Source organism: Acrocarpospora sp. B8E8 (genome assembly GCF_039871605.1).
In the GTDB taxonomy this organism is placed as follows: Bacteria; Actinomycetota; Actinomycetes; order Streptosporangiales; family Streptosporangiaceae; genus Acrocarpospora; species Acrocarpospora macrocephala.
This window is the reverse complement of sequence record NZ_JBDPLV010000011.1, coordinates 166471-186671: the sequence shown is the minus strand read 5'-3', so window position 1 is coordinate 186671 and position 20201 is coordinate 166471. Positions and strand designations below refer to the sequence as shown.

Here is a 20201-nt window from a genome sequence, read left to right as displayed (position 1 = left end):
TAAGGGAGGGCTGAATGTCCAGACCACCGATACTGCTGGTGCACGGGTTCGCCTCGTCGTTCGAGCACGGATGGCGGCGGACCGGCTGGGCCGATCTGCTGGCGGACGAGGGACGGGAGATCGTCGGGGTGGATCTGCCCGGCCATGGCCGCGCCGGCCGCTCGTCCGATCCGGCCGACTACCGTGACGTGGAGGGCCGGGTGAGCGCCGCCATCGCGGATCACCCGGTCGCCGATGCCATGGGCTTCTCCGCCGGAGCCGTGATCCTGCTGCATCTCGCCACCCGGACCCCCGGCCGGTTCGGACGCCTGGTGCTGATGGGCGTGGGCGACGGGGTGACCCGGGAGCAGGACGCCTCCGCACTGGTGGCGGCCGTGGAGGGGGCGGCGGACCCGGCCGACGTCGGCGCGCGTCTCTTCCACCGGATGGCGCGGTCCGACGGCAACGACCCCCCGGCGCTGGCGGCCTTCCTGCGGCGCAGGGTCGGCCCGCTCACAGAGGCGCAACTCCGCGCGGTGGACCGCCCGGTGCTGTTCCTCATCGGCGACCGGGATCCCGCGGGCGCGCCGGAGCAGCTGGCGGCCACGATGCCGCGCGCCCAGGTGCGGGTGTTGCCGGGGGCCGACCACTTCTCCACCCTCACCGACCCGCGCGGCATGGAGGCGGCGTTGAAGTTCCTGGCCGGCTGACGTGTCACCCCCCGTTCGGCGAACGGGGGGACACGGTTCCTGGCGTCAGATGCTGATGCCCACCAGCTTGGTCTCCAGGTATTCGAGCAGCCCTTCGTGCGCGCCTTCACGGCCGAGACCGCTCTCCTTCACGCCGCCGAACGGCGCGGCGGCCGATGTCGGGTTGATGTCGTTGATGCCGATCATCCCGAATCGCAGAGCCTCGGAAACCCGCAGCGCCCGGCTGAGGTCGCGGGTGTAGACGTACGACGCGAGCCCGTAGCGGGTGTCGTTGGCCATCGCGATCACCTCGTCCTCGTCGTCGAAGACGATGATCGGGGCGATCGGGCCGAAGGTCTCCTCCCGGTAGATGTCCATCTCCGGGGTGACCTCGGTCAGGACGGTGGGCGCGTAAAAGTAGCCGCCGTCGACGTCCGCTCCGGTGAGGCGCCGCCCGCCGGCCACCAGCAGGGCCCCCTTGGCCACGGCGTCGCCGACCTGCCGGGTCATCCGCTCGTAGGCGGCCTCGTCGATCAGCGGTCCCACGCTCACCCCTTCGGTGAAACCCGAGCCCGCCCGCATGGCGGCGACCCGGTCCCGTAGCGTCTCGACGAACCGGTCCTTGATCGAGCGGTGCACGAACAGGCGGTTGGGGCAGATGCAGGCCTGCCCGGTGTTGAGGAACTTGACCAGGGACGCGCCCTTGGCGGCGTGGGCGGGGTCGGCGTCCTCGAAGACGATGAACGGCGCGTGGCCGCCCAATTCCAGCGAGACCCGCTTCATCTGGTCGGCCGCGCCACGGGCGAGCAGCTTGCCCACCTCGGTTGAGCCGGTGAAGGTGAGCTTTCCCACCGCCGGGTCGGTCAGCAGAACCTCGCCGACCGGGACGGGATCCTCGCAGGTGATCAGGTTGGCGACGCCCGGAGGCAGGCCCACCTCGTCGAGGATCCGGAACACCTCGATCGCGCACAGCGGAGTCTGCTCGGCGGGTTTCAGCACGACCGTGCATCCCGCGGCCAGCGCGGGCGCGAGCTTACGGGTGATCATGGAGATCGGGTAGTTCCACGGGGTGATCGCGCCGACCACCCCGATCGGCTGGTGCATCACCAGGAACCGCTGGTCGGCCCGGGCGGACGGGATGGTCTGGCCGTACATCCGCTTGGCCTCCTCGGCGAACCAGATGAGGAAGTCGGCGGCGTACCGCACCTCCGCGCGCGCCGCGCGCAACGGCTTGCCCTGCTCGGTCGTCATCAACTTCGCCAGGTCCTCCGAGCGCTCCAGCATCAGCCGGTAGGCCTCGTAAAGGTAGGCGGAGCGTTCGTACGCCGTCCGCGCGGCCCAGCCGGGGAAGGCGGTCGCCGCGGCGGCGACCGCCGCGGTGGCGTCCTCGGCGCCGCCCGCCCCGGCCCAGCCGATCAGCGCCCCGCTCGCCGGATCGTGCACGGCGAGCCTTCGGCCGGATGCGGAAGGCCGCCATGCGCCATCGATGTACAGCGACGCGACGTCGGAGTCGCTCTCCGCGCGCGGATTCGGGACGGTCATGGTCGTGCCCTCCAGGCATCCGTCAGAGATTGATTCGATAGTTTACTATATGTCTAACAATCTTAGCGATGCCCAGTGGCGTTCCCAAGAGGGATGGGATGTTTGACCCAGCCCATACGCTTCGATAGATTTGTGAACATCTACATGATCTTTATGGCGCCCGCGCATCCCGGGCGTCGCGCGCTTCTCGACCGAGGGGCCAGCGTCAACACGAAGGAGTCGATCGTGCTGAGAGTAGTCGTGCTCGTGAAGTACACCCCTGACCTCGCCGGGAGCATACGGTTCGCCGAGGACGGCACGGTGGACCGGGACGCAGTGGACGGCCAGCTCTCCGAACTGGACGAATGCGCCACCGAGCAGGCGCTGCGGATCGCCGACTCCACCGGTGACGCCGAGATCGCCTACCTCACCATGGGACCGTCCGGAGCGGTGGGCGCGCTGCGCAAGGCACTGGCCATGGGCGGGCACAAGGCGCTGCACATCCTGGACGGCGCGCTGCACGGGTCCGACGCGATCGCCACGTCGCGGGTGCTGGCCGAGGCCGTGCGGAGGCTCGGCTACGACCTGGTGATCTGCGGCATGGCCTCGACTGACGCCGGGATGGGCGTGCTTCCGTCCATGCTGGCCGAGCACCTCGGCGTTCCGCAGCTCACCTACGCCCGGGCGCTGACCCTCACCGATGAGGGGGCGCGGATCGAGCGGGAGACCGACGCCGCCGTGGAGACGGTGGTGTCGTCGCTGCCCGCCGTCGTGAGCGTCACCGACCGCAGCGGCGAGGCGAGGTATCCCTCCTTCAAAGGGATCATGGCGGCGAAGAAGAAGCCCGTGGAGACCTGGACCCTGGCCGATCTGGGCCTGGCCGCCGAGGAGGCCGGTCTCACCGGTGCCCGCTCGGCGATCCGCTCGATCACCGCCCGGCCGCCGAGGCAGGCCGGCCCGCGCGTCACCGACGACGGCGACGGGGGAGCGGCGCTGGCCGACTTCCTCGCGACGCGGAAATTCATCTGAGGAGGCACCATGTCCCACGTTCTCGTTCTCGTCGACGCGGCCGACGGCCCGATCCGTAAGCCGGCGCTGGAACTGCTCACCCTGGCCCGGCGATTCGGCCGGCCCGCAGCGGTGATCTTCGGCGCCGTGGGCGGCACGGCCGTCGAGCACCTGGGCCGGTTCGGCGCGGCGACCGTGTACGTCGTGGACGACCCGGCCGTGCGGGAGTATTTGGTCCTGCCGAAGGTGGACGTGCTCGCCGAGATCGCCGGCCGGCTCCAGGCGACCGGCGATCTGGCCGGCGTGCTGGCCGGCGCCGGTCCCGAGGGCAAGGAGATCGCGGCCCGCCTGGCGATCCGGCTCGGCTCCGGCATCATCACCGACGCCGTCGACGTCACCACGGACGACAACGGGCGGCCGGTCGCCACGCAGTCGGTCTTCGCGGCCTCCTTCATCGTGAAGTCGCAGGTGACGGTGGGCGCGCCGGTCATCGTGGTCAAGCCCAACGCGGTGGCCCCCGAGGAGGCGCCGCGGACCCCTGAGGTCGAGCAGGTCAAGGTCACCCTGTCCGACCTGGCCCGGGCCGCGCGGATCACCTCCCGCGCCGTCAGGGAGTCCTCCGACCGCCCCGAGCTGACCGACGCCTCGGTCGTGGTGTCCGGAGGCCGAGGGCTCGGCGGCGCGGAGGCGTTCGGGCTCATCGAGCGGTTGGCGGACCAGCTCGGCGGCGCCGTCGGCGCCTCGCGGGCCGCGGTGGACGCCGGGTGGTATTCGCACAGTCACCAGGTGGGCCAGACCGGCAAGACCGTGTCGCCCCAGCTCTACGTCGCGGCCGGGATCTCCGGCGCGATCCAGCACCGGGCGGGCATGCAGACCTCCAAGACGGTGGTCGTGGTCAACAAGGACCCCGAAGCGCCGATCTTCGAGCTGGCCGACTTCGGCGTCGTCGGGGACCTGCACGTGGTGCTGCCGCGACTTTCCGAGGAGATCGACCGCCGCCGGTCCTGACGGCGGGCGCGTGGGGTGAGCAGAGCCACCGAATCCGGCACTGAAGACAGGAGTAGCAGCGTGCAGATCAAGAGCGTCGGTGTGATCGGCGTGGGCACGATGGGGGCCGGCATCATGCAGGTCGCCGCCCAGAACGGACTGGAAGTGATCGGCGTCGAGCGGGACGAGGCGGCGGTGGAGGGCGCCCGGCGCCGTCTGGAGGCCGGATTCGCGCGGACGGCGGCCAGGGGAAAACTGACCGAGGCGCAGGCGGCCGAGGCGCTCGGCCGGATCACGGTCACCACGGGCCTGGAGGCGGCCGCGCGGGTGGACCTCGTGGTGGACGCGGTGTTCGAGGACGTGGAGCTGAAGCGGAACCTGCTCGGCCAGATCGACGAACTGGTGCCGCAGGAGACGCTGATCGCCTCCAACACGTCCACGATCCCGCTGGTGATCCTCGCCGGGGCGACCAGCCGTCCCGAGCGGGTGGTGGGGCTGCACTTCTTCAACCCCGTGCCGGCCATGAAGCTGGTGGAGGTGATCCGGACGCCGGTGACGCTGGACGAGAGCGTGGAGACGCTGCGCCGGTTCGCCGTCGACCTGGGCAAGGAACCGGTCATCGTCAACGACGTCCCCGGTTTCGTCGGCAACCTGCTGATCGTGCCCTACCTCCTCGACGCGATCCGGGCCTACGAGCGCGGCGTGGCCGGCATGGAGTCCATCGACTCCGTCATCAAGCTGGGGTTCAACCATCCGATGGGCCCCTTCGCCCTCAGCGACCTGATCGGCCTGGACATCGTGCATGACATGGCGGCCTCGATGTACGAGGAGTACAAGGAGCCCAGGTACCATCCGCCGACGCTGCTGAAGCAGTACGTCCGGCTCGGCTGGCTGGGGCGCAAGACCGGTAGGGGCTTCTACAGCTACGACGGCTGAGGCGCCCGGAAGCGGACACGCCGCGCCGGACATTCCGGAGCACGCATACCGAAGCCCCTCTCGCGGGAGGTGAGAGGGGCCGGATGGGGCGGGCTCAGAAGTCGGATTTGATGTCTTCCACGAGCTTCACCAACTGCGGGCTGCCGCCCGTCCACTTGATGATCGGGATGTCGTGGATGAGGTTGTGGTGCTCGTCGGCCTTGATCTCGCCGCAGGCCCCCTGGAGCGTCGTCTGCTCGATCGCGCCCGCGACCTTCTGCGGGTCGGCGGAGCCGGCCTTCTCGATCGCCGCCTTCAGCAGGTAGACCGCGTCGTAGTAGCGGGGGGAGTTGGCGTCGGTGGGGCTCTCGCCGAACGCCTTCTGGTAGGCCGCCATGTACTGCTTGGGCCGTTCGCCGTCCAGGGCGTACGGCGCGCACGACGACACCGAGGTGATCTTGTCGGTGAGCAGGTCCTTGGGGATGAGGCCTCTCAGCGCGGCCGTGCCGACCGAGAAGGTCATGATAGGCACGCCGACGTTGTTCTGCGCCGCCTGCTTGACCATCAGCGCGTCCGTGGTCGCGTATCCCCACTCCCAGATGGCGTCGCTGCCCTTGGCGGCCAGGACCGGCTCGGTCAGGTCGGTCGTGGTCGGCGGGACCGCCCGCTCCACCGTGGCCACGCCGACCCTCTTGGCGTCGGCGATGATGGCCGCCGCCCCCTCGGTCGGCGCGGCGTCCTGGGTGTGCACGATGGTCAGCTTCTTCACGCCGAGGTCGTTGAAGAGGTAGGAGTTGGCCGCCAGCGCGTACTGGGTGGTGGTCGGGCCGATTCGGAACGTCAGCTTGGTCTTCAGCGAATCGGGGCTGGTGAGCTTCGCGAGGGTGCCGTGGATGACCGGCACGCCGGCCTTGTTGACGGCCGCGACCGAGGCTCGCAGCCCGGAGGACACGCCATAGCCGATGATGACCGAGGGCTTGTAGTCCAGCGCGAGGTTGGTGGCGCGCGCTGCGGCCTCCGGTGTGATGTCGGTGTCGAACTTCTTGTACTCCAGCTTCCGGCCCTTGACGCCCCCCGCCGCGTTGATCTCCTCGATCGCGAGTTTCAGGCTGTTGTCGCCGCCCGTGACGGCCTGCGGGCCCGAAAGGATGTCCATGAAGGCGATCCTGATCGGCCCGCTGTCGGATACGGCGCCTTCGTTCGTTGTTCCGCAGGCGGTGAGAACGGCGCTGATCGTCAGGCCGGCGGCCAGGTAACCGGTGGGCTTCTGCATCCGGTGACTCCCTCGGTACGGGTCCAGGAACGACCTGGGCGGTGCGGTAGCGGTTGATGGGGGAACCTAGCCCGCCCATCAGATCAGGTCAATACATTGATAACTATAGAAATATTGGCGTGATGTTGGTCAGGGGGAGGGGTGCTCGGGCCTGCGGGCCTGGGCGCGAGAGGGGCGTCTCAGGTGCGAATTTTCCCGATCGCACGGCTGAGCGGCGGCTTGAGACGCATTGATGAAAGTTATTGACCTATCGAACTATTAACGTTAGCGTAACCGCACTGAAGGCGCCACGCCAGACCTATGAGTGGGGTGCACAACGTGGACCGGTTCGTCTCGATCCTGGCCAGCGGAGTAGCGTCAGGAGCGATCTACGCTTTGATCGCTCTGGGGATCGTCCTGCTCCAGAACGCCACCGGAGTGATCAACTTCGCCCAGGGTGATCTTTTGACGCTGGGGGCCTACATAGGCTCCTTCTGGATCGTCACCTTGGGCAACGGCCAGCTGTCGATGTACATCGTGATGTTCGTGGCGCTCTTCGCCGTCGGGGTGCTGCTGGAACGGGTGGGCTACGCACCACTGAGAACGCGGTCGCCCCTGACGATCGTCATCTCGACCTTCGCCCTGGGGCTGGCCATCCGAGCGGTGATCGTGCTCTGGCAGGGCACGGATCCGAAGTACCTGCCCTCACCCGCCGGTGAGGGGACGTTCGACCTGGCCGGAGCCGCGGTGCCGTACCAGTCGCTCATCACCATCGGCGTCACGGTGGTGGTGGGAGGGCTGCTCTTCCTCGCGTTCCAGCGCTCGGCCGTAGGACGCCAGGTTCGCGCCCTCGCCGCGGACCGGGAGGCCGCCCTGCTGCAGGGCATCCGGGTCAAGCGGCTGTCGCCGGTGGTCTTCGGGCTGTCCGCCGCGCTCGCCGGGCTGGCCGGAGTGCTGATCGCGCCCGTTATCTCAATCACGCCCAACCTCGGGTTCGGGCTGCTGCTCAGCGCCTTCGCCGCGGTCATCCTCGGCGGCGAACGCCTCGGTGGAGTGGCCTTCGCGGCGCTGTTCGTGGCCATCGCCCAGGCTCTCCTCGGGGCCTACCTGTCCCCGGGGTTCATCGACGCCTACCCCTACCTGATCCTCGTCGTCGTGCTGGCGGTACGCCCGCAAGGCCTTGTCCGGATGGTGAGCGGTGTCCGTTTCTAAGCTTCTTCCCGAGGGGCGGGTCTTCGCCAAGGACGCCACCGCACGCGTCGTGCCGCCGCCTCCCATCTACTCCACGCATCCGCTGCGTTTCCTGGCGATCGTGACGGTGATCGCGATCCTCGTCCCCTTCCTGTTCGGCGGCGACACCTACGCGATCGACCTGCTGAACTCCGCCCTGATCCACGCGATGCTGGTCCTCGGCTTCTACTGGTGCTTCACCCTGGGCGGCCGGTTCACCTTCGGGGTGTTCGCCGTCTACGCCGCCGGCGCCTACATCTCGGTCTGGGCGGCCAACCAGCTGGGCGGGTTCTGGGCCGGGCTGATCGTGGCCACCCTCGCGACCGCCGCCCTGGGCTGCCTCATGCAACTGCTGTTCGCGCGATCCTCGCTCATCTTCTTCGCCATCGTCACGATGGCGGTCGGCGGGCTGCTGCTCATCGTGTTCCGTGAGTGGACCGCCTTCACCGGCGGGTACGAAGGCCTGTCGGAGATAGCCGTACCGTCGGTCTTCGGCTTCACGCTGGACTCCCACGACTCGATCTACTACCTCGTGCTCGGGGTGCTGGTGCTGTTCCTGCTGGCCACCGCGCTGTTCCTGCGATCGCCCGCGGCCCGCGACCTGACGATGGCGCGCGACAAGGGACCGGTGGCGGCGGTCGCCGGCCTGCGGCCCAAGCACCTGCAACTCGTCGCCTTCGGCGTCGGATCCGGCATGCAGGGGGCGGCCGGCTCGCTGTACGCGCACAGCACGGGTTACTTCAGCCTCGAAGCCTTCAACATCGACGTATCCCTCCTGGTGCTGCTGATGCTGCTGCTGGGCGGCATGAACTCGATGTACGGCCCGGTGATCGGCGCGGTCGTGCTGGTCTACCTGCCGGAGCTGCTCCGGGAGGTGCAGGACTACGCGGACTTCGTCTACGGCGTCGCGGTCCTGGTGATCGTCGTCGCCTTCCCGTCCGGGATCGCCGGGCTCAGGCAGACCGTCGAGAGGAGGCTGCGCCATGCTGGCAGCCAGTGACATCAGGGTGCGCTTCGGCGGCGTGGTGGCCGTCGACCAGGTCTCGCTCATCGTGCACGACCACGAGATCGTTGGCTTGATCGGGCCGAACGGGTCGGGGAAGTCCACCCTCATCAACGCGCTTACCGGCCTGGTCCCGGCCGAGGGCTCCCTGGAGGTGGACGGCAAGCCGGTGCCGCTGGGCCGACCCGGCGCGGTGTCGCGGCTGGGCGTGCTGCGCACGTTCCAGACACCGCAGGTTCACGACGCGCTGACCTGTCTGGAGAACGCCCTGATCGGGCTGCAGGAGTGGAACCTGCGCACGCTCGCGGCGGCTTGGCTGCGCCGCCGCGCGATGATGCGGGCGGAGCGCGGCCGGTGGGAGCGCGCGCAGGAGGCGCTGGAGTTCGCCGGGCTGGCCGACAAGTCCGACGCGCTCGCGGGAGCACTCTCCTACGGCGAGCGCCGGCGGCTCGAACTGGCCAGGGTGTACCTCGGCCGCCCCAGGACGCTGCTGCTGGACGAGCCGGCGGCCGGTCTCAACCAGGTCGAGACCCAGACGCTGGTCCGGCTGCTGAAGAGCTGGCGGGACGCCGACGGTCCCGCCCTGCTCCTGGTCGAGCACAAGATCGACTTTCTTGAGGAGCTCTGTCATCGCATGATCGTCCTCGAACTCGGCAAGCAGATCGCGGCCGGGGAACCCGCGGAGGTCTGGGCCGATCCACGCGTCATGGACGCCTATCTCGGATCGGTGGTCATCGATGCTTGAGGCGAAGGATCTCCGGGTCTCCTACGGTCTGACCCAGGCGGTGGACGGCATTGACCTCGCGGTGGGAGCCGGAGAGGCGGTGGCGCTGCTGGGCGCCAACGGCGCGGGGAAGACCTCCACCTTGCGGGCCCTCTCCCGGCTCATTCAGGGCGGGGGCACGCTGCGGTTCGACGGCGCCGACGTGACCGGGCTGGCACCGGAGGAACTGGCCCGCCGAGGGCTCGTGCACGTGCCGGAGGGTCGGCGCATCTTCACCACCCTGACCGTGAACGACAACCTCCTGGTCGGCGGCACGGCCCAGGCGGGTCGTCCCCGGCAGTTCTCGCTGGACGACGTCTACGAGCTCTTTCCCGCACTCGCGCTTCTGCGCAAGCGGCATGGCTGGGCGCTGTCGGGCGGCGAGCAGCAGATGGTCGCCATCGGGCGGGCGTTGCTGGCCTCGCCCAGGCTGCTGATACTCGACGAGCCCTCGCTGGGGCTGGCGCCGATCGTCGTGAAGACGGTCTATCAGGCGCTGGCCGAGGTCAAGCAGCGGATCTCGATCCTGCTGGTGGAGCAGAACGCCTCGCTCGCGCTGGGACTGTGCGATCGGGCGTATGTCCTGCTCTCTGGCCAAGTGGTGCTGCAGGGGGCCGCGTCGGAACTGGGCGATCGCGAGGTCCTGCTCGACTCCTACCTAGGTCACGGCACGGAGAAGGAGGACCGGGACGTCGCCGAAGACCAAGCTGTCGAGCACCGGAACGCGGCGGATGCCGCGACCCGCTGAGACCGCGCCCACTCCACCCGGGCTCCTCAACCCGAGCCGTCCGTCAGAGGAAGAATCCAGTAAGGAGAAAACCGTGCAGAAGGAAGTCAGGAAGACCGGTGACTTCGGCATCGGCCTGATGATCCACTCGGTTCACATGACCGACGATGTGCCGGCGTTGAACAAGTTCTACGAGGAGGTGTTCGGCGGCTTGCTGTTCATGGGAGTGGACGAGCCCAACTGGCTCGAGGTGGAGGACCGGTGGGCCGGTCTGATCATGATCAGTGACCTGTGTATCGAGACGATGGCCCCGAACGTCCCGGTCGACCCGGCTAAGCCGGTCGGCAAGTTCTACAGCAAGTACGGCCAGCATCTGCACTCGGTCGGCTACAAGGTCGACGACCTGATCGGGCTGGGCAACCGGCTGATCCAGCAGGACGTGTACATCGGGGCCCCCGGCGGCGGCAAGATCCAGGAGATGGACCCGTCGACCATGTATTTCTACCCCAGCCCTCGAGACATGTTCGGCCTGATGGCGGAGCTGTGCGCGGTCGACATGCCCGACGATCCCCGGCAGCTGAACACCTGGTCCTCGCAGCTGAAGATGTGGGAGCACGGGCACCCGCTGACCATCAGGCGACTGGCCTATATCACCCTGGGCGTCAGAGACCTGGACGCGGCGGTGGACACCTACGTGAACAAGCTCCAGGCGGTTCCCGTGGCCAAGGGCATCGACGACGAGGCCCGCTCCCGGTACGAGATCGTGCAACTCGGCGACTGCCTGCTGCAGATCGCCGAGCCGCTGGAACAGGACTCGGACCTCGGCCGGCACGTCGCCCGGTGGGGCAACATGATCTACGGCATCACCTTCCGTGTCGCGGATCTGGACTCGGCGGAGAGCTGGCTGAGCCGCAAGGGCGTCCGCACGAAGCGGACCAGGCCGGGGATGCTGGCCGCAGACCCTGAGGACTGCTACGGAGCCCCGTACTTCTTCACCGCCGAGGCCATCCAGAACGATCCGTTCGAATCCTGATCCCCTGGCGCGGCCCATCTCGGCACCGCCGCGGCGCCCGCCGGTCCCAGGACCGGCGGGCGCCGCACGGCCCCTGGGCGCCGAGAATCCGAGGTCCGTGTCGCGACAGTCGCTGACTGCCTTGTCCTGACCGGGAGTTCCGGCCCGTCCGGCGATGACCGGACTCGCCTTGTGCACGCTCCTGAGCGTGTCTTTCATTTTCAGGCCCTAAACACGCTTGACAGCGCCTTGGCTTCGCTATTTGACTGGATGACCAATCAGTTAAGGAGTCCGGTATGTCGCTGGTTCAGCTGACGGCGGAGCAGGTTGAGTTGCGGGAGCGGGCCAAGGCGTTCGTGGACGACGTCCTCATTCCGCGTGAGGAAGCCGCCGAGCGGGCCGGTGGACGGCTGCCCGAGCATGACGTTCAAGAGATCATGAAGGCGGCGGTGGCGGCTCGGCTCAACGGGGGGCGGCACGCGCCCGAGCATGGCGGCCAAGGGTGGTCCGCCGTCGACTATGTGCTGGTTCACGAGCAGCTTGGGCGGAACACCAATGGTCTGTGGTGGTGGATCCCGGATGCGTACAACGTCCTGGCGGCCGGAACCCCCGAGCAGATCGATCGTTACCTGCGTCCCGCGCTGAAGGGTGACGCCTGGATCTCCTACGCCGTAACTGAGGAGCACGCGGGTTCCGACCCCTCCGGTATCGCCACAACTGCCGTACAAGACGGGGACGAATGGGTCCTGAACGGCGAGAAATGGTTTGTGACCAGCGGGGATGTGGCTGCGGCGCACATCGTGGTGGCGATGGTCGAGGGGCATGGGCCGACGCTGTTCATCGTCGATGCCGATACCGAGGGCGTGGAGTTCGTGGATGAGCCGTTGTTCACCCATACCTTCCCGCATGGGCATCCGACTGTGCGGCTGACCGATGTGCGGGTGCCGGGGGACGCGGTGCTCGGCGGTCTCGGGCAGGCGGACGCGCTGCAGCAGAGCTGGTTCGTGGAGGAACGTCTGGGTATCGCCGTGCACTGTGTCGCCGCGATGGGACGGCTGCTGGAGGAGGCGGTCGCCTGGGCCGGGACTCGTGAGCAAGGGGGAGCCCGGCTGATCGACCACCAGGGGGTCGCCTTCCCGCTGGCCGACTCGGCCGCCGACGCCACCGCCGCGCGGCTGCTCGTGCACGAGGTGGCCGCCCTGGCCGACTCCGGCGCGGACCGGAAGATCGTGCACGCCAAGGCGTCCGTGGCCAAGCTTTTCGCCAGCGAGGCCGCCTACCGGTGCGCCGACCGGGCGGTGCAGACCTTCGGGGGGCGAGGATATATCCGTACCAACGTGGCGGAGCGGTTCCTGCGCGAGCTCCGGGTGGACCGGATCTGGGAGGGGACCAGCGAGATCCAGCGATTGATCATCAGCCGTTCGCTGGAACGCCGAGGCGTCCGGCAGGTAATCGCATAAGGGCTGAAACACTCGTGCTCTTCCGGACATGTGTAGGAATGAAGTGTCACCTCCGGAAGGGTGCGATGTGGGCCTCAGGCAGCGGTTCGAGGAGCTCTACCTCGCGCATTATCCGGATTTACTGGCCTACGTCCGCCGCCGCACGGACTCGCCGGACGACGCTGCCGACGCGATCGCGGAGACCTTCACCACCGCATGGCGGCGGATCGGCGAGCTCCCGGCCGGGCCGCAGGCCCGCCTCTGGCTGTACGGCGTCGCCCGCCGCGTCCTGGCCAACCAGCGCCGGGGCGAATCCCGCCGGTCGGCCCTCGCGCTCCGGCTCCGCGAGGAGCTGACGGTCTGGGACGAGGGCGCCCCCGCCGCCGACCAGGACGCCGTGCGCGCCGCGTTCGGCCGGCTGAGCCCCGACGACCGCGAACTGCTGTCACTGGTCAGCTGGGAGGGCCTGACCGCCCCCGAGATCGCGACCGTGCTCGGCTGCTCCCAGGGCGCGGCCCGAATCCGCCTGCACCGCGCCAGAAAACGCCTGGCCAGAGAACTCGACTCCGCCGGCCTCGATCTGTCCAGGTACGGCTCCCGCGCCATGAAGCTCGCGGAGGGCCAGCCATGATGCGCCACCTCGTCCCCGATCTGTCCGGGTACGGCTCCCGCGCCGTCAAGCTCGCGGAGGGCCAGTCATGACACGCAGAATAGACCACCTCGTCGCCGGTCTCGCCCGCGATCCGGGCCCTGGCCTGACCCCCGGGAGCCGCGAGCTCCTCGACGAGATCACCCGGCTTCCAGCCGCCGCCCCGATTTCGGCCGCCGTGCCCCCTACCCGGCTTCCGGCCGTCGTGCCCGCCACCCGGATTCGCAAGCGGCGGATGTGGGCGCTGCTGCCCGCCAGTTTCGCGGTGGTCCTGGCCTGGGCGCTGACCGCGCCCGCGCAGGCGGCCCTCGACATCAGGCGCGAGGGTGACTTCTTCATGGTCGTGGTCAAGGACCCGCACGCGGACCCTCGCGTCTACAGCTCCGAACTGCGTTCGGCGGGGCTGCCGATCCGCATCGTCACCGAACCGGCGTCGCCCAGCCGCGTCGGAACCTTCACCACCGTCCCCGCCTCGGTCCCGGATGCCCCACTGACCTCCAGCAGCACGCCGAGCCCTGCGGCCACCCCGACCGGGGGCAGCGCGGATCTGCCGTGGCAGGGGAATTCAGGCCCGATTGGGATTTCCGGGATCGAGTCTCTGGGGTCGTGCGTCGCCGACCAGCCCTGCGTGCTGGGCGTCCGGATCCTCGCCACGGCAACCCTCCAGACCGTGATCAGTCTCGGCCGTCCCGCGCGTCCCGGCGAGATCTACCGATCCACCGCCAAGCTGGACATGCCCGGCGAACTCCTGCACTGCGTCCCGTTCGTCAACCGGACGGTGTCGGAGGTCCGCTCGCTGGTCGTGCGCAAGGGCGTACGCACCGTGAAATGGGTGGACCAGGCGGCCGGCAGGGAGCTGAACCCGCCGCCGGATTCCTGGTTGGTGCACGAAGGCTGGCCGTATTCGGCCGACACGGTGCTGTTCTACGTCGGACCAACTCGAACCGAGGCCGTCGACACCTGCTGATCTGAGGCCGTCCGCCGGGCGGACTCCGTCCCAGATCGTCTGATCTGAGGTTTCTTCCCGGACGCTGACCTGCCCCTTTAATCCTTTTCGCCAAGGACTGATTTCGCCATGCTCACCGAGGTTCGCTTCGCGCTGCCCGAAAACGCCCGGCCATCCCGCCATCGGCTGTTCATCGCCGTCCTGGTGGCCGCCGCCACGCTCCGCGTGATCACCATGCTCGGCTACCCGCCCGCCCAGCTGTACTGGTACGACTCGTTCACCTACCTGGACACCGCGCACAACCTGCGCCCATCCGCCACCTTCCACCCGGTCGGCTACCCGCTGTTCCTCCGGCTGCTCGCGCCCTTCCACAGCGTGACCGTGGTGGCGGCCGTCCAGCACGTACTCGGCCTGGCCACCGGCTTGATCATCTACCTGTCCCTGCGCCGCCATCGCCTGCCCGCCTGGGCCGCCACCCTCGCCGCCGTCCCGCTCCTGTTCGACGCCTCGTTCCTCCGCCTCGAACACGCCGTGCTCTCCGACACGCTGTTCATCTTCCTGATCGTCGCCGCACTAGCGCTCATGGACCGGACACCCCTCGCCGCCGGACTGCTGCTCGCACTCGCGGGCCTGACCCGCACGGTGGCGGTCCCGCTGATCCTGCTGGTCCTGATCTTCTTCCTGGTACGCCGCCACTGGCGCCCCGCCCTCACCTTCGCCCTGGCCGCAACCCTCCCGCTACTCCTGTACGCCACCTGGTACCAAACCCACCACGGCCGTTTCGCCCTGAGCGGCGCCGACGGCGTGGCCCTCTGGGCCAGAGCGATGACCTTCGCCGACTGCCGGGTGATCGACCCCCCACCCGACGAAGCCCGACTCTGCCCCACCGAAGCCGTCCAGGACGCCGCGTCCGAATACGTCTGGGACCCCGCCGCAGCCATCAACCGCCTCCCCGGCGGCCGCTTCACTCACAACACCCTCGCGCGAAATTTCGCAATAAGAGCCATCAAAGCCCAGCCGTTCGACTACCTCCGCGAGGTCCTCAAAGACACTGCGATCACCTTCGCCTGGACCCCCATCCTGCACCCCGCCCGAGTCACTCCCGCCTTCGGCTTCGCCCGAGGCACCCAGACCCTCCCGAACCAGCCCCTCATCGGCCAAACCTTCCGGAATTACTCCGACATCCGAGGCATCCAGAGCGTCGAACCGTACGCGAGCTTCCTGATCGCGTACCAATACCCGGCCTACCTGCGCGGCCCGATGATCGCGGTGATTCTTCTCGCAGGGGCGTACGCCGCGTTAAGACGCCCACGCCTCGCGGCCCTGCCCTTCGCAACGGCGATGTACCTCCTGCTGGCCCCGATCGCCGTCCTCGACTTCGACCACCGCTACGTCCTGCCGATGATCCCCGTCGCCTGCTGGGCCGCCGCACTCGCCTTCAGGCCGAAGGACGCCCAGCCAGAAAGTCCTGAACCGCCCGTTTGACCCGCTGAACCGGCTCACGAATACGGCGATCGCGCCACTGCGATCGCGCGAGTTTGTACGGCTTACTGCGGTAACGCCAGCGAGCCCACGGCGAGCCCGGGCGAGCGAGACGGATCGCTCCGATCAGCGCGAGGGGAGTCAGATAGATGCCGAGCAGCCCGGTCCAGACCTTCCCTTTGATCAGGCTGAGGGCGGCGAACAGGATGTTCGTGCCGATGACAAGCACCACCTCGTCCCGGGAGAGGAGCTTCCCCGACTGGTCGGCGGTGAAGGCCTGTCCAACCTCGAACGGGCTGACACCAAGCAAAGCCAGCCCGCACAGGGCGACCGCGACAAAGACCGCATCCACCGAGAGCCGCCCATCCTCCGTCCAGTAGACGTCCTGCAAGCGCAGGATCAGGGCGAACTCATCCAGGACAAGCGCGGTGCCGGCCCCGAACAGCATGGCCAGGAGCGCAGCCGTCACCGATCCACTATCGGTAACAGCCAAGCCCCCGATGCCACCCAGACACATGAACACCAGCCCGAAGACGACATGGTGGATATGGGTGCCCCCCGGCGTGATGTTCCCCGGCCACCAGCTCACGCCAGCCCTGATCATGCGGACACTGACCCGGATGAACAGGAAGGCAAGAATGAACGCCACAAAGAAACAGAACAGCCGCAACTTGCCCGGATCGACGATCTCCCTGAGAAACCAGTTGCGCACGGCACCCCCCATCACCTGGGGGATTACCTGCCCGATTCTAGAACGTCACTTTGGCGCGTGGGACGCCAGGACGAGCAACTCGTCGACGGACCATTGGTCGTAGGCGTGCTCGCCGTACTTGGCGGCGAGCACGTGGCCGTCGCGGCCGATCAGGAAATCGGCGGGAAGGCCGAATCGGCCGCCGTGCGGCCGGGCAGCCGGTGCGCGATCGCGGCCGCGGAGGATCCCCCATGCGCTCACCGCGATCGCTCGGAGAATCGTTCCCCACACGCGTGGATCGAGCAGCGCGCGGGTCGCCGACTCCACGCCGAACTCGACGTACAGCCGCTTGCCGGGATCAGCGATCACGGGGAACGGCAGGTGCGCCGTATGCTCAGCCAGCTCTTCGGCGGGTGAGTGGAAGACAACGACCTCGCGGACTCCGGCCGCCTTGATCTCCTCATGCCGCCGCACCACGGAACGCAGATGCAGGTTGCAGACCGGGCAGCCCGCGAATCGGCGGAACTGCAGATGGATCAGCCGCTCGCGGTCGGGGATGGCGATCGGCTGGCCGGAGACCGCGGTCAGCTCGCGAGCGGCGAGCACGGCCCCGTTCTTCATCGCGGTTCGCATCGGGCAGCCCTCCCTGTAGGTGTACGGCATACGCTTAAGACGCTAAAGCGTATGCCGTACACTGTCAATCGCCATGCCGCGCCCGCGTTCGCTCACTCCCGCTCAACTGGCCTCGGCCGCACTCCACGTGATCGACCACGACGGACTGGCCGGACTGTCGATGCGCGCGGTCGCCCAGCAGGTCGGCATGAGCACGATGGCGCTCTACCGATACGTCGACGACCGGGACGAGCTCGAACAACACGTCATCGAACTCGTCCTCGGCGCCGTCGACACCACCCCGCCCGCCACGGACAGACCCTGGCACAAGCGAATCGAAATCATGGCCAATCGGGTCCGCGACATCGTGGGCGCCCACCCCGGGGTCGTCCCGCTGATCATCGCCCACCGGCACCGCTCCACTCGCCTGCTGCGCTGGTCGGAGACAGTGGTCGGCATCCTCACCGAAGCAGGCTTGACCGGCCGCGAACGCGTCATCGGCCTACGCTCCCTGCTCGCCTACGTCGTCGGGGCAATCCAACTCGAACACCTCGGCCCCCTGGCAGGCCCCGGCACCCAGGCCATCGCCGACCTCCCCCCAACCGAGTTCCCCCACATGTCCGAAACCGCCCGCCACGCCCGCACCGTCAACGCCGACGAGGAGTTCCGCGGCGGCCTGACCAACCTGCTCCGAGGCATGACATCTGAGTCGCCTTGAAACAAGACCGGTGACGCTCACGAAGTGGGGTGTGGCGGACCCCCTGGTGGTGACCGCTGGTGGTGCTCTCCGGGACGCGTCCAGCCGGTAGCGTCCGGGGGGTAGCACCCTCGACACCGCTGTGCGCCCGGCGATGTCATCCGGGCTATGACTCCTCCTGGCCGCACCGGCGACCTTGCTCCTGGCCGGCCTCCTGGCCGGTCTACTGGCCGACGGCCCAAGCAGGACCGCCGCCCCCCTTCGGGTGGCCGAGATCCTCAACGCCGAATACTGGATGGAAAGCGGGGAGCCGCCGCCCGCGGTGCGTGACTGCGTGAAAGCCGTGCGCACCTGGGCGAAGTGGGGCGCGTATGAATATTGGCAAGATTGAGAGCCGTAGCCAGACAGTGAGAAGAGGAGCCGCAGCCATGTCCTCCGTTCGAGGTGACAGGCTGAACTGGGTGCCTGCCGCCATGGCCGTTCTCCTGTGTTCGCTACTTCTAGTCGCCGGATGTCGTTCGGAGTACTTCCCTAGGACGGTCAAGGCCGATCCCGGCGCTGTCCGTGAGTTACGCGACGTGGGTACGGTCCTTGAGGAGACCAGGTTCGAGATCGCATGGGACGGTCTGACCACCGTCTCGGAAGTGCTCATCGTCGATGCGGGGAGTTCGGACACGCCGGAGGCTCTTGGCAAGGCGGTGGAGGTCCTGCGCAAGAGCGGCTGGGAGGTCACAACCGATCGGCTTCCTGAATGGGTGGAGCTGACGTCGGCTAAGTGGGGGAACGCGTCGGTCTCGATGCAGGGGATCGACGACTATCAGTACGACGAGCTCTTCGATCCGCAGGTGGGAACGGCGATCAAGGACGCCAGGGCTCGGGCCGGGACGGGTGCGCTCATGGTTTTGGAGGCGTATCCCAGCGACGAATGACTGTGCAAAAGGGAGATGACGCTCGGTTCAGGCTCGAACGCACCCTGGATCATGGATTGGCTCCGGCACGCGAATTGACCTGGACGAATAAATTATCAGCACTCAAACAGTTCTCGCAATCGGCCGACACGGACACAATAGTCCAGCCGGGCAGTGGGTAACATGCAACAACGTAAATCCTGACCCAATCGGGAGTATGTGGGCACTGAGGGGGTGGCTGCAGAACAACCAGGAATACCCGGTTCGTTGTCGACTGTAGAGGATGCAGCATCTCGGTGAAACTTCGCTACCGCTTTGGGCTCTTCATTCTATGCCTCCTAGCGATGGCCGCGTTCACGTTGTATTCCCTCGACAGAAGCATGTTCCTCTCAGAGGAATGCTCTTCGGAAAATATGGAGATCGCCCCTGGGCTGGCGTCGTATGAAATCTTCGACGTGCATCCCGAAGGAGCTTCATCAAGCGGGGGTGCCTCTGTCGAATGCGATGAGGACGATGATTATGTATATGCCGGAAAGTCCTATAAGACCTCGGATGGGAATGCTGACATCCTGTCGTACTATAAAGACGCGGCCCAGGCAGATGGGTGGCGACCCATGGTCTCCAATGCACCTTCCCCGCCACCAGGTGGATCCAACTCGCTTTGCTTCAGCAAGCCCATGGGCGATACGGCTGCCTATTTCAGTGTGCATCTCGATGGCGAGGTCGGCGCGCAGACTCGATCCTATTGGTTGATGGTCGCCGCAGCCCATGACTACGCGCCTCAAGACGGCGACGGGTTGTGCTGAGGAAATCCGTAGGCGATCCGGTCGCGTCTACGAAAACAGCGACAAGCTAGATCGAATCCGGATGGTAGTAATATCGGGAGCAAGTGACGGCTTGCAATATCGACGCATGTTTCTTGAACCAGAAGGTGGCGCAAATACACTTTGGCGCGAATTGCTGAACTGTTCGACATGATCGGGCACCCGCTCAGGCGGCCGGCCCACGTGGACTGGGCCGAGATGGAGTCGGACCTGGGCCTGGAGTTCCCGGACGACTACAAGCAGTGGCAGGCTCGCTACCCGGACGTGCGGTTGGATGAGTTCCTCTACATCTATCAGCCGAAGAGACGGGGCGGGCTGTCCGTGCGGGAGCAGGCGCTCCAAGCGGTGTATTCCCTCCGTGTTCTGGGGCAGGATAGTGATTTTATCTGGACGATGGACGACGACGGCGAGTCAAGGCGGGCCCGGCCATTCCCGATCTATCCCGATCCCGGCGGGGTTTACCCATGGGGAGTGACCGACAACGGTGACAAACTGCTTTGGCTTACGGATCCGGATCCGGAAAAGTGGACGGTGGTCATCACCGATGGAGGCGACTGGTGGCACTACCAGGGATCCTTTTCGGAATTCCTGGTAGGCGTGTTGACCAGGGAGTTGGTATGTCCAGCGTTGCCCGATGATTTTCCCGAAAGCACCAACATAGAAGAGCTCGAAGACGAGGAGTAAGATTAGCTCGATCGCGGTCAGCCTGCCCGGAACTTCTGTCGAGAAGGAGTTTGTCTTCCTCCGAATCCCAATGTTCGGGATGGGGCTTCAGGGGAAGGTATGGGAGGTATATAGTCGACCTTGTCTTGAGGGAGAGCAGGTACGAGTCCATTGGTTCGGTCGCCAGTTTCGGGCGAAAAATGT

At 67.3% G+C, this 20201-nt stretch carries 22 protein-coding genes; 18 read left to right on the top strand and 4 right to left on the bottom strand.

The genetic code is table 11. The annotated features are described in order from the left end of the window. Nucleotides 1-14: 14 nt before the first annotated feature. Nucleotides 15-689, top strand: a complete 675-nt coding sequence (locus ABGB08_RS13315; RefSeq protein ID WP_347589892.1) for an alpha/beta fold hydrolase — start codon at nt 15-17, stop codon at nt 687-689. A gap of 45 nt (nt 690-734) precedes the next feature. On the opposite strand, the gene ABGB08_RS13310 is transcribed toward ABGB08_RS13315, so the two are convergent. Next, on the bottom strand, nt 735-2210 hold the full coding sequence (locus ABGB08_RS13310; RefSeq protein ID WP_347589890.1) for an NAD-dependent succinate-semialdehyde dehydrogenase: 1476 nt from the start codon (nt 2208-2210) through the stop codon (nt 735-737). Between the two features lie 225 nt (nt 2211-2435). Between ABGB08_RS13310 and ABGB08_RS13305 the strand changes: the two genes are divergently transcribed. From ABGB08_RS13305 to ABGB08_RS13295, 3 genes are read left to right on the top strand one after another with little or no spacing between them, the layout of a single operon-like run. After that, nucleotides 2436-3218 (top strand): electron transfer flavoprotein subunit beta/FixA family protein, encoded by a 783-nt coding sequence (locus tag ABGB08_RS13305; protein ID WP_347589888.1) that lies wholly within the window; start codon nt 2436-2438, stop codon nt 3216-3218. A 9-nt stretch (nt 3219-3227) separates the two neighbouring features. Continuing rightward, on the top strand, nt 3228-4205 hold the full coding sequence (locus ABGB08_RS13300; protein WP_347589886.1) for an electron transfer flavoprotein subunit alpha/FixB family protein: 978 nt from the start codon (nt 3228-3230) through the stop codon (nt 4203-4205). A gap of 60 nt (nt 4206-4265) precedes the next feature. Next, on the top strand, nt 4266-5120 hold the full coding sequence (locus ABGB08_RS13295; protein ID WP_347589884.1) for a 3-hydroxyacyl-CoA dehydrogenase family protein: 855 nt from the start codon (nt 4266-4268) through the stop codon (nt 5118-5120). A 94-nt stretch (nt 5121-5214) separates the two neighbouring features. Here the strand turns inward: ABGB08_RS13295 and ABGB08_RS13290 are convergent, their stop codons facing one another. Next, the gene (locus tag ABGB08_RS13290) at nt 5215-6372 is read right to left on the bottom strand and encodes an ABC transporter substrate-binding protein (RefSeq protein WP_347589882.1); all 1158 of its coding nucleotides are present in this window, start codon (nt 6370-6372) and stop codon (nt 5215-5217) included. Between the two features lie 300 nt (nt 6373-6672). Here ABGB08_RS13290 and ABGB08_RS13285 point away from each other — a divergent pair, with 300 nt between their 5' ends. The 9 genes from ABGB08_RS13285 (at nt 6673) to ABGB08_RS13245 (ending at nt 15605) form a co-directional block, all read left to right on the top strand. Next, on the top strand, nt 6673-7563 hold the full coding sequence (locus ABGB08_RS13285) for a branched-chain amino acid ABC transporter permease (RefSeq protein WP_347589880.1): 891 nt from the start codon (nt 6673-6675) through the stop codon (nt 7561-7563). Next, nucleotides 7550-8581, top strand: a complete 1032-nt coding sequence (locus ABGB08_RS13280) for a branched-chain amino acid ABC transporter permease (RefSeq protein WP_347589878.1) — start codon at nt 7550-7552, stop codon at nt 8579-8581. The genes ABGB08_RS13285 and ABGB08_RS13280 overlap by 14 nt, the downstream gene beginning before the upstream one ends. Beyond that, nucleotides 8565-9329, top strand: a complete 765-nt coding sequence (locus tag ABGB08_RS13275; protein WP_347589876.1) for an ATP-binding cassette domain-containing protein — start codon at nt 8565-8567, stop codon at nt 9327-9329. The genes ABGB08_RS13280 and ABGB08_RS13275 overlap by 17 nt, the downstream gene beginning before the upstream one ends. Continuing rightward, complete coding sequence (locus ABGB08_RS13270; protein WP_347589873.1) at nt 9322-10095, top strand: ABC transporter ATP-binding protein; 774 nt, start codon at nt 9322-9324, stop codon at nt 10093-10095. Before ABGB08_RS13275 ends, ABGB08_RS13270 begins: the two co-directional genes overlap by 8 nt. Before the next feature lie 73 nt (nt 10096-10168). After that, nucleotides 10169-11107 carry a VOC family protein gene (locus ABGB08_RS13265; protein WP_347589871.1) on the top strand — a complete coding sequence of 313 codons (939 nt, stop codon included), beginning with the start codon at nt 10169-10171 and terminating at the stop codon, nt 11105-11107. A 275-nt stretch (nt 11108-11382) separates the two neighbouring features. Continuing rightward, nucleotides 11383-12546 carry an acyl-CoA dehydrogenase family protein gene (locus ABGB08_RS13260; RefSeq protein WP_347589869.1) on the top strand — a complete coding sequence of 388 codons (1164 nt, stop codon included), beginning with the start codon at nt 11383-11385 and terminating at the stop codon, nt 12544-12546. Between the two features lie 67 nt (nt 12547-12613). Next, a complete protein-coding gene (locus ABGB08_RS13255; RefSeq protein ID WP_347589867.1) occupies nt 12614-13156 on the top strand; it encodes an RNA polymerase sigma factor in 543 nt (180 codons plus the stop codon). A 67-nt stretch (nt 13157-13223) separates the two neighbouring features. Then, on the top strand, nt 13224-14141 hold the full coding sequence (locus ABGB08_RS13250; protein WP_347589865.1) for a hypothetical protein: 918 nt from the start codon (nt 13224-13226) through the stop codon (nt 14139-14141). 108 nt (nt 14142-14249) lie between these two features. Beyond that, the gene (locus ABGB08_RS13245; protein WP_347589864.1) at nt 14250-15605 is read left to right on the top strand and encodes a hypothetical protein; all 1356 of its coding nucleotides are present in this window, start codon (nt 14250-14252) and stop codon (nt 15603-15605) included. Here ABGB08_RS13245 and ABGB08_RS13240 read toward each other — a convergent pair. Further along, nucleotides 15559-16314 carry a hypothetical protein gene (locus ABGB08_RS13240; RefSeq protein ID WP_347589863.1) on the bottom strand — a complete coding sequence of 252 codons (756 nt, stop codon included), beginning with the start codon at nt 16312-16314 and terminating at the stop codon, nt 15559-15561. The genes ABGB08_RS13245 and ABGB08_RS13240 overlap by 47 nt on opposite strands. Before the next feature lie 45 nt (nt 16315-16359). After that, complete coding sequence (locus ABGB08_RS13235) at nt 16360-16926, bottom strand: peroxiredoxin-like family protein (protein WP_347589862.1); 567 nt, start codon at nt 16924-16926, stop codon at nt 16360-16362. Nucleotides 16927-16999: 73 nt separating this feature from the next. Between ABGB08_RS13235 and ABGB08_RS13230 the strand changes: the two genes are divergently transcribed. From ABGB08_RS13230 to ABGB08_RS13210, 5 genes are all read left to right on the top strand, one after another. Next, nucleotides 17000-17623, top strand: a complete 624-nt coding sequence (locus tag ABGB08_RS13230; RefSeq protein WP_347589861.1) for a TetR/AcrR family transcriptional regulator — start codon at nt 17000-17002, stop codon at nt 17621-17623. A 244-nt stretch (nt 17624-17867) separates the two neighbouring features. Then, a complete protein-coding gene (locus ABGB08_RS13225; protein ID WP_347589859.1) occupies nt 17868-17993 on the top strand; it encodes a hypothetical protein in 126 nt (41 codons plus the stop codon). 37 nt (nt 17994-18030) lie between these two features. Beyond that, the gene (locus ABGB08_RS13220; protein WP_347589857.1) at nt 18031-18531 is read left to right on the top strand and encodes a hypothetical protein; all 501 of its coding nucleotides are present in this window, start codon (nt 18031-18033) and stop codon (nt 18529-18531) included. A gap of 323 nt (nt 18532-18854) precedes the next feature. After that, a complete protein-coding gene (locus ABGB08_RS13215; protein ID WP_347589855.1) occupies nt 18855-19316 on the top strand; it encodes a hypothetical protein in 462 nt (153 codons plus the stop codon). Between the two features lie 201 nt (nt 19317-19517). Then, nucleotides 19518-20018 carry a hypothetical protein gene (locus ABGB08_RS13210; protein WP_347589853.1) on the top strand — a complete coding sequence of 167 codons (501 nt, stop codon included), beginning with the start codon at nt 19518-19520 and terminating at the stop codon, nt 20016-20018. Nucleotides 20019-20201: the final 183 nt, after the last annotated feature.

What these genes read in the sequence shown, in the direction of transcription:
- ABGB08_RS13315 (WP_347589892.1), top strand. Translation starts at nt 15, where the DNA reads ATGTCCAGACCACCGATACTGCTGGTGCACGGGTTCGCCTCGTCGTTC.
- ABGB08_RS13310 (WP_347589890.1), bottom strand. Translation starts at nt 2,210, where the DNA reads ATGACCGTCCCGAATCCGCGCGCGGAGAGCGACTCCGACGTCGCGTCG.
- ABGB08_RS13300 (WP_347589886.1), top strand. Translation starts at nt 3,228, where the DNA reads ATGTCCCACGTTCTCGTTCTCGTCGACGCGGCCGACGGCCCGATCCGT.
- ABGB08_RS13290 (WP_347589882.1), bottom strand. Translation starts at nt 6,372, where the DNA reads ATGCAGAAGCCCACCGGTTACCTGGCCGCCGGCCTGACGATCAGCGCC.
- ABGB08_RS13285 (WP_347589880.1), top strand. Translation starts at nt 6,673, where the DNA reads ATGAGTGGGGTGCACAACGTGGACCGGTTCGTCTCGATCCTGGCCAGC.
- ABGB08_RS13275 (WP_347589876.1), top strand. Translation starts at nt 8,565, where the DNA reads ATGCTGGCAGCCAGTGACATCAGGGTGCGCTTCGGCGGCGTGGTGGCC.
- ABGB08_RS13270 (WP_347589873.1), top strand. Translation starts at nt 9,322, where the DNA reads ATGCTTGAGGCGAAGGATCTCCGGGTCTCCTACGGTCTGACCCAGGCG.
- ABGB08_RS13260 (WP_347589869.1), top strand. Translation starts at nt 11,383, where the DNA reads ATGTCGCTGGTTCAGCTGACGGCGGAGCAGGTTGAGTTGCGGGAGCGG.
- ABGB08_RS13250 (WP_347589865.1), top strand. Translation starts at nt 13,224, where the DNA reads ATGACACGCAGAATAGACCACCTCGTCGCCGGTCTCGCCCGCGATCCG.
- ABGB08_RS13245 (WP_347589864.1), top strand. Translation starts at nt 14,250, where the DNA reads ATGCTCACCGAGGTTCGCTTCGCGCTGCCCGAAAACGCCCGGCCATCC.
- ABGB08_RS13235 (WP_347589862.1), bottom strand. Translation starts at nt 16,926, where the DNA reads ATGCGAACCGCGATGAAGAACGGGGCCGTGCTCGCCGCTCGCGAGCTG.
- ABGB08_RS13230 (WP_347589861.1), top strand. Translation starts at nt 17,000, where the DNA reads ATGCCGCGCCCGCGTTCGCTCACTCCCGCTCAACTGGCCTCGGCCGCA.
- ABGB08_RS13220 (WP_347589857.1), top strand. Translation starts at nt 18,031, where the DNA reads ATGTCCTCCGTTCGAGGTGACAGGCTGAACTGGGTGCCTGCCGCCATG.
- ABGB08_RS13215 (WP_347589855.1), top strand. Translation starts at nt 18,855, where the DNA reads ATGGCCGCGTTCACGTTGTATTCCCTCGACAGAAGCATGTTCCTCTCA.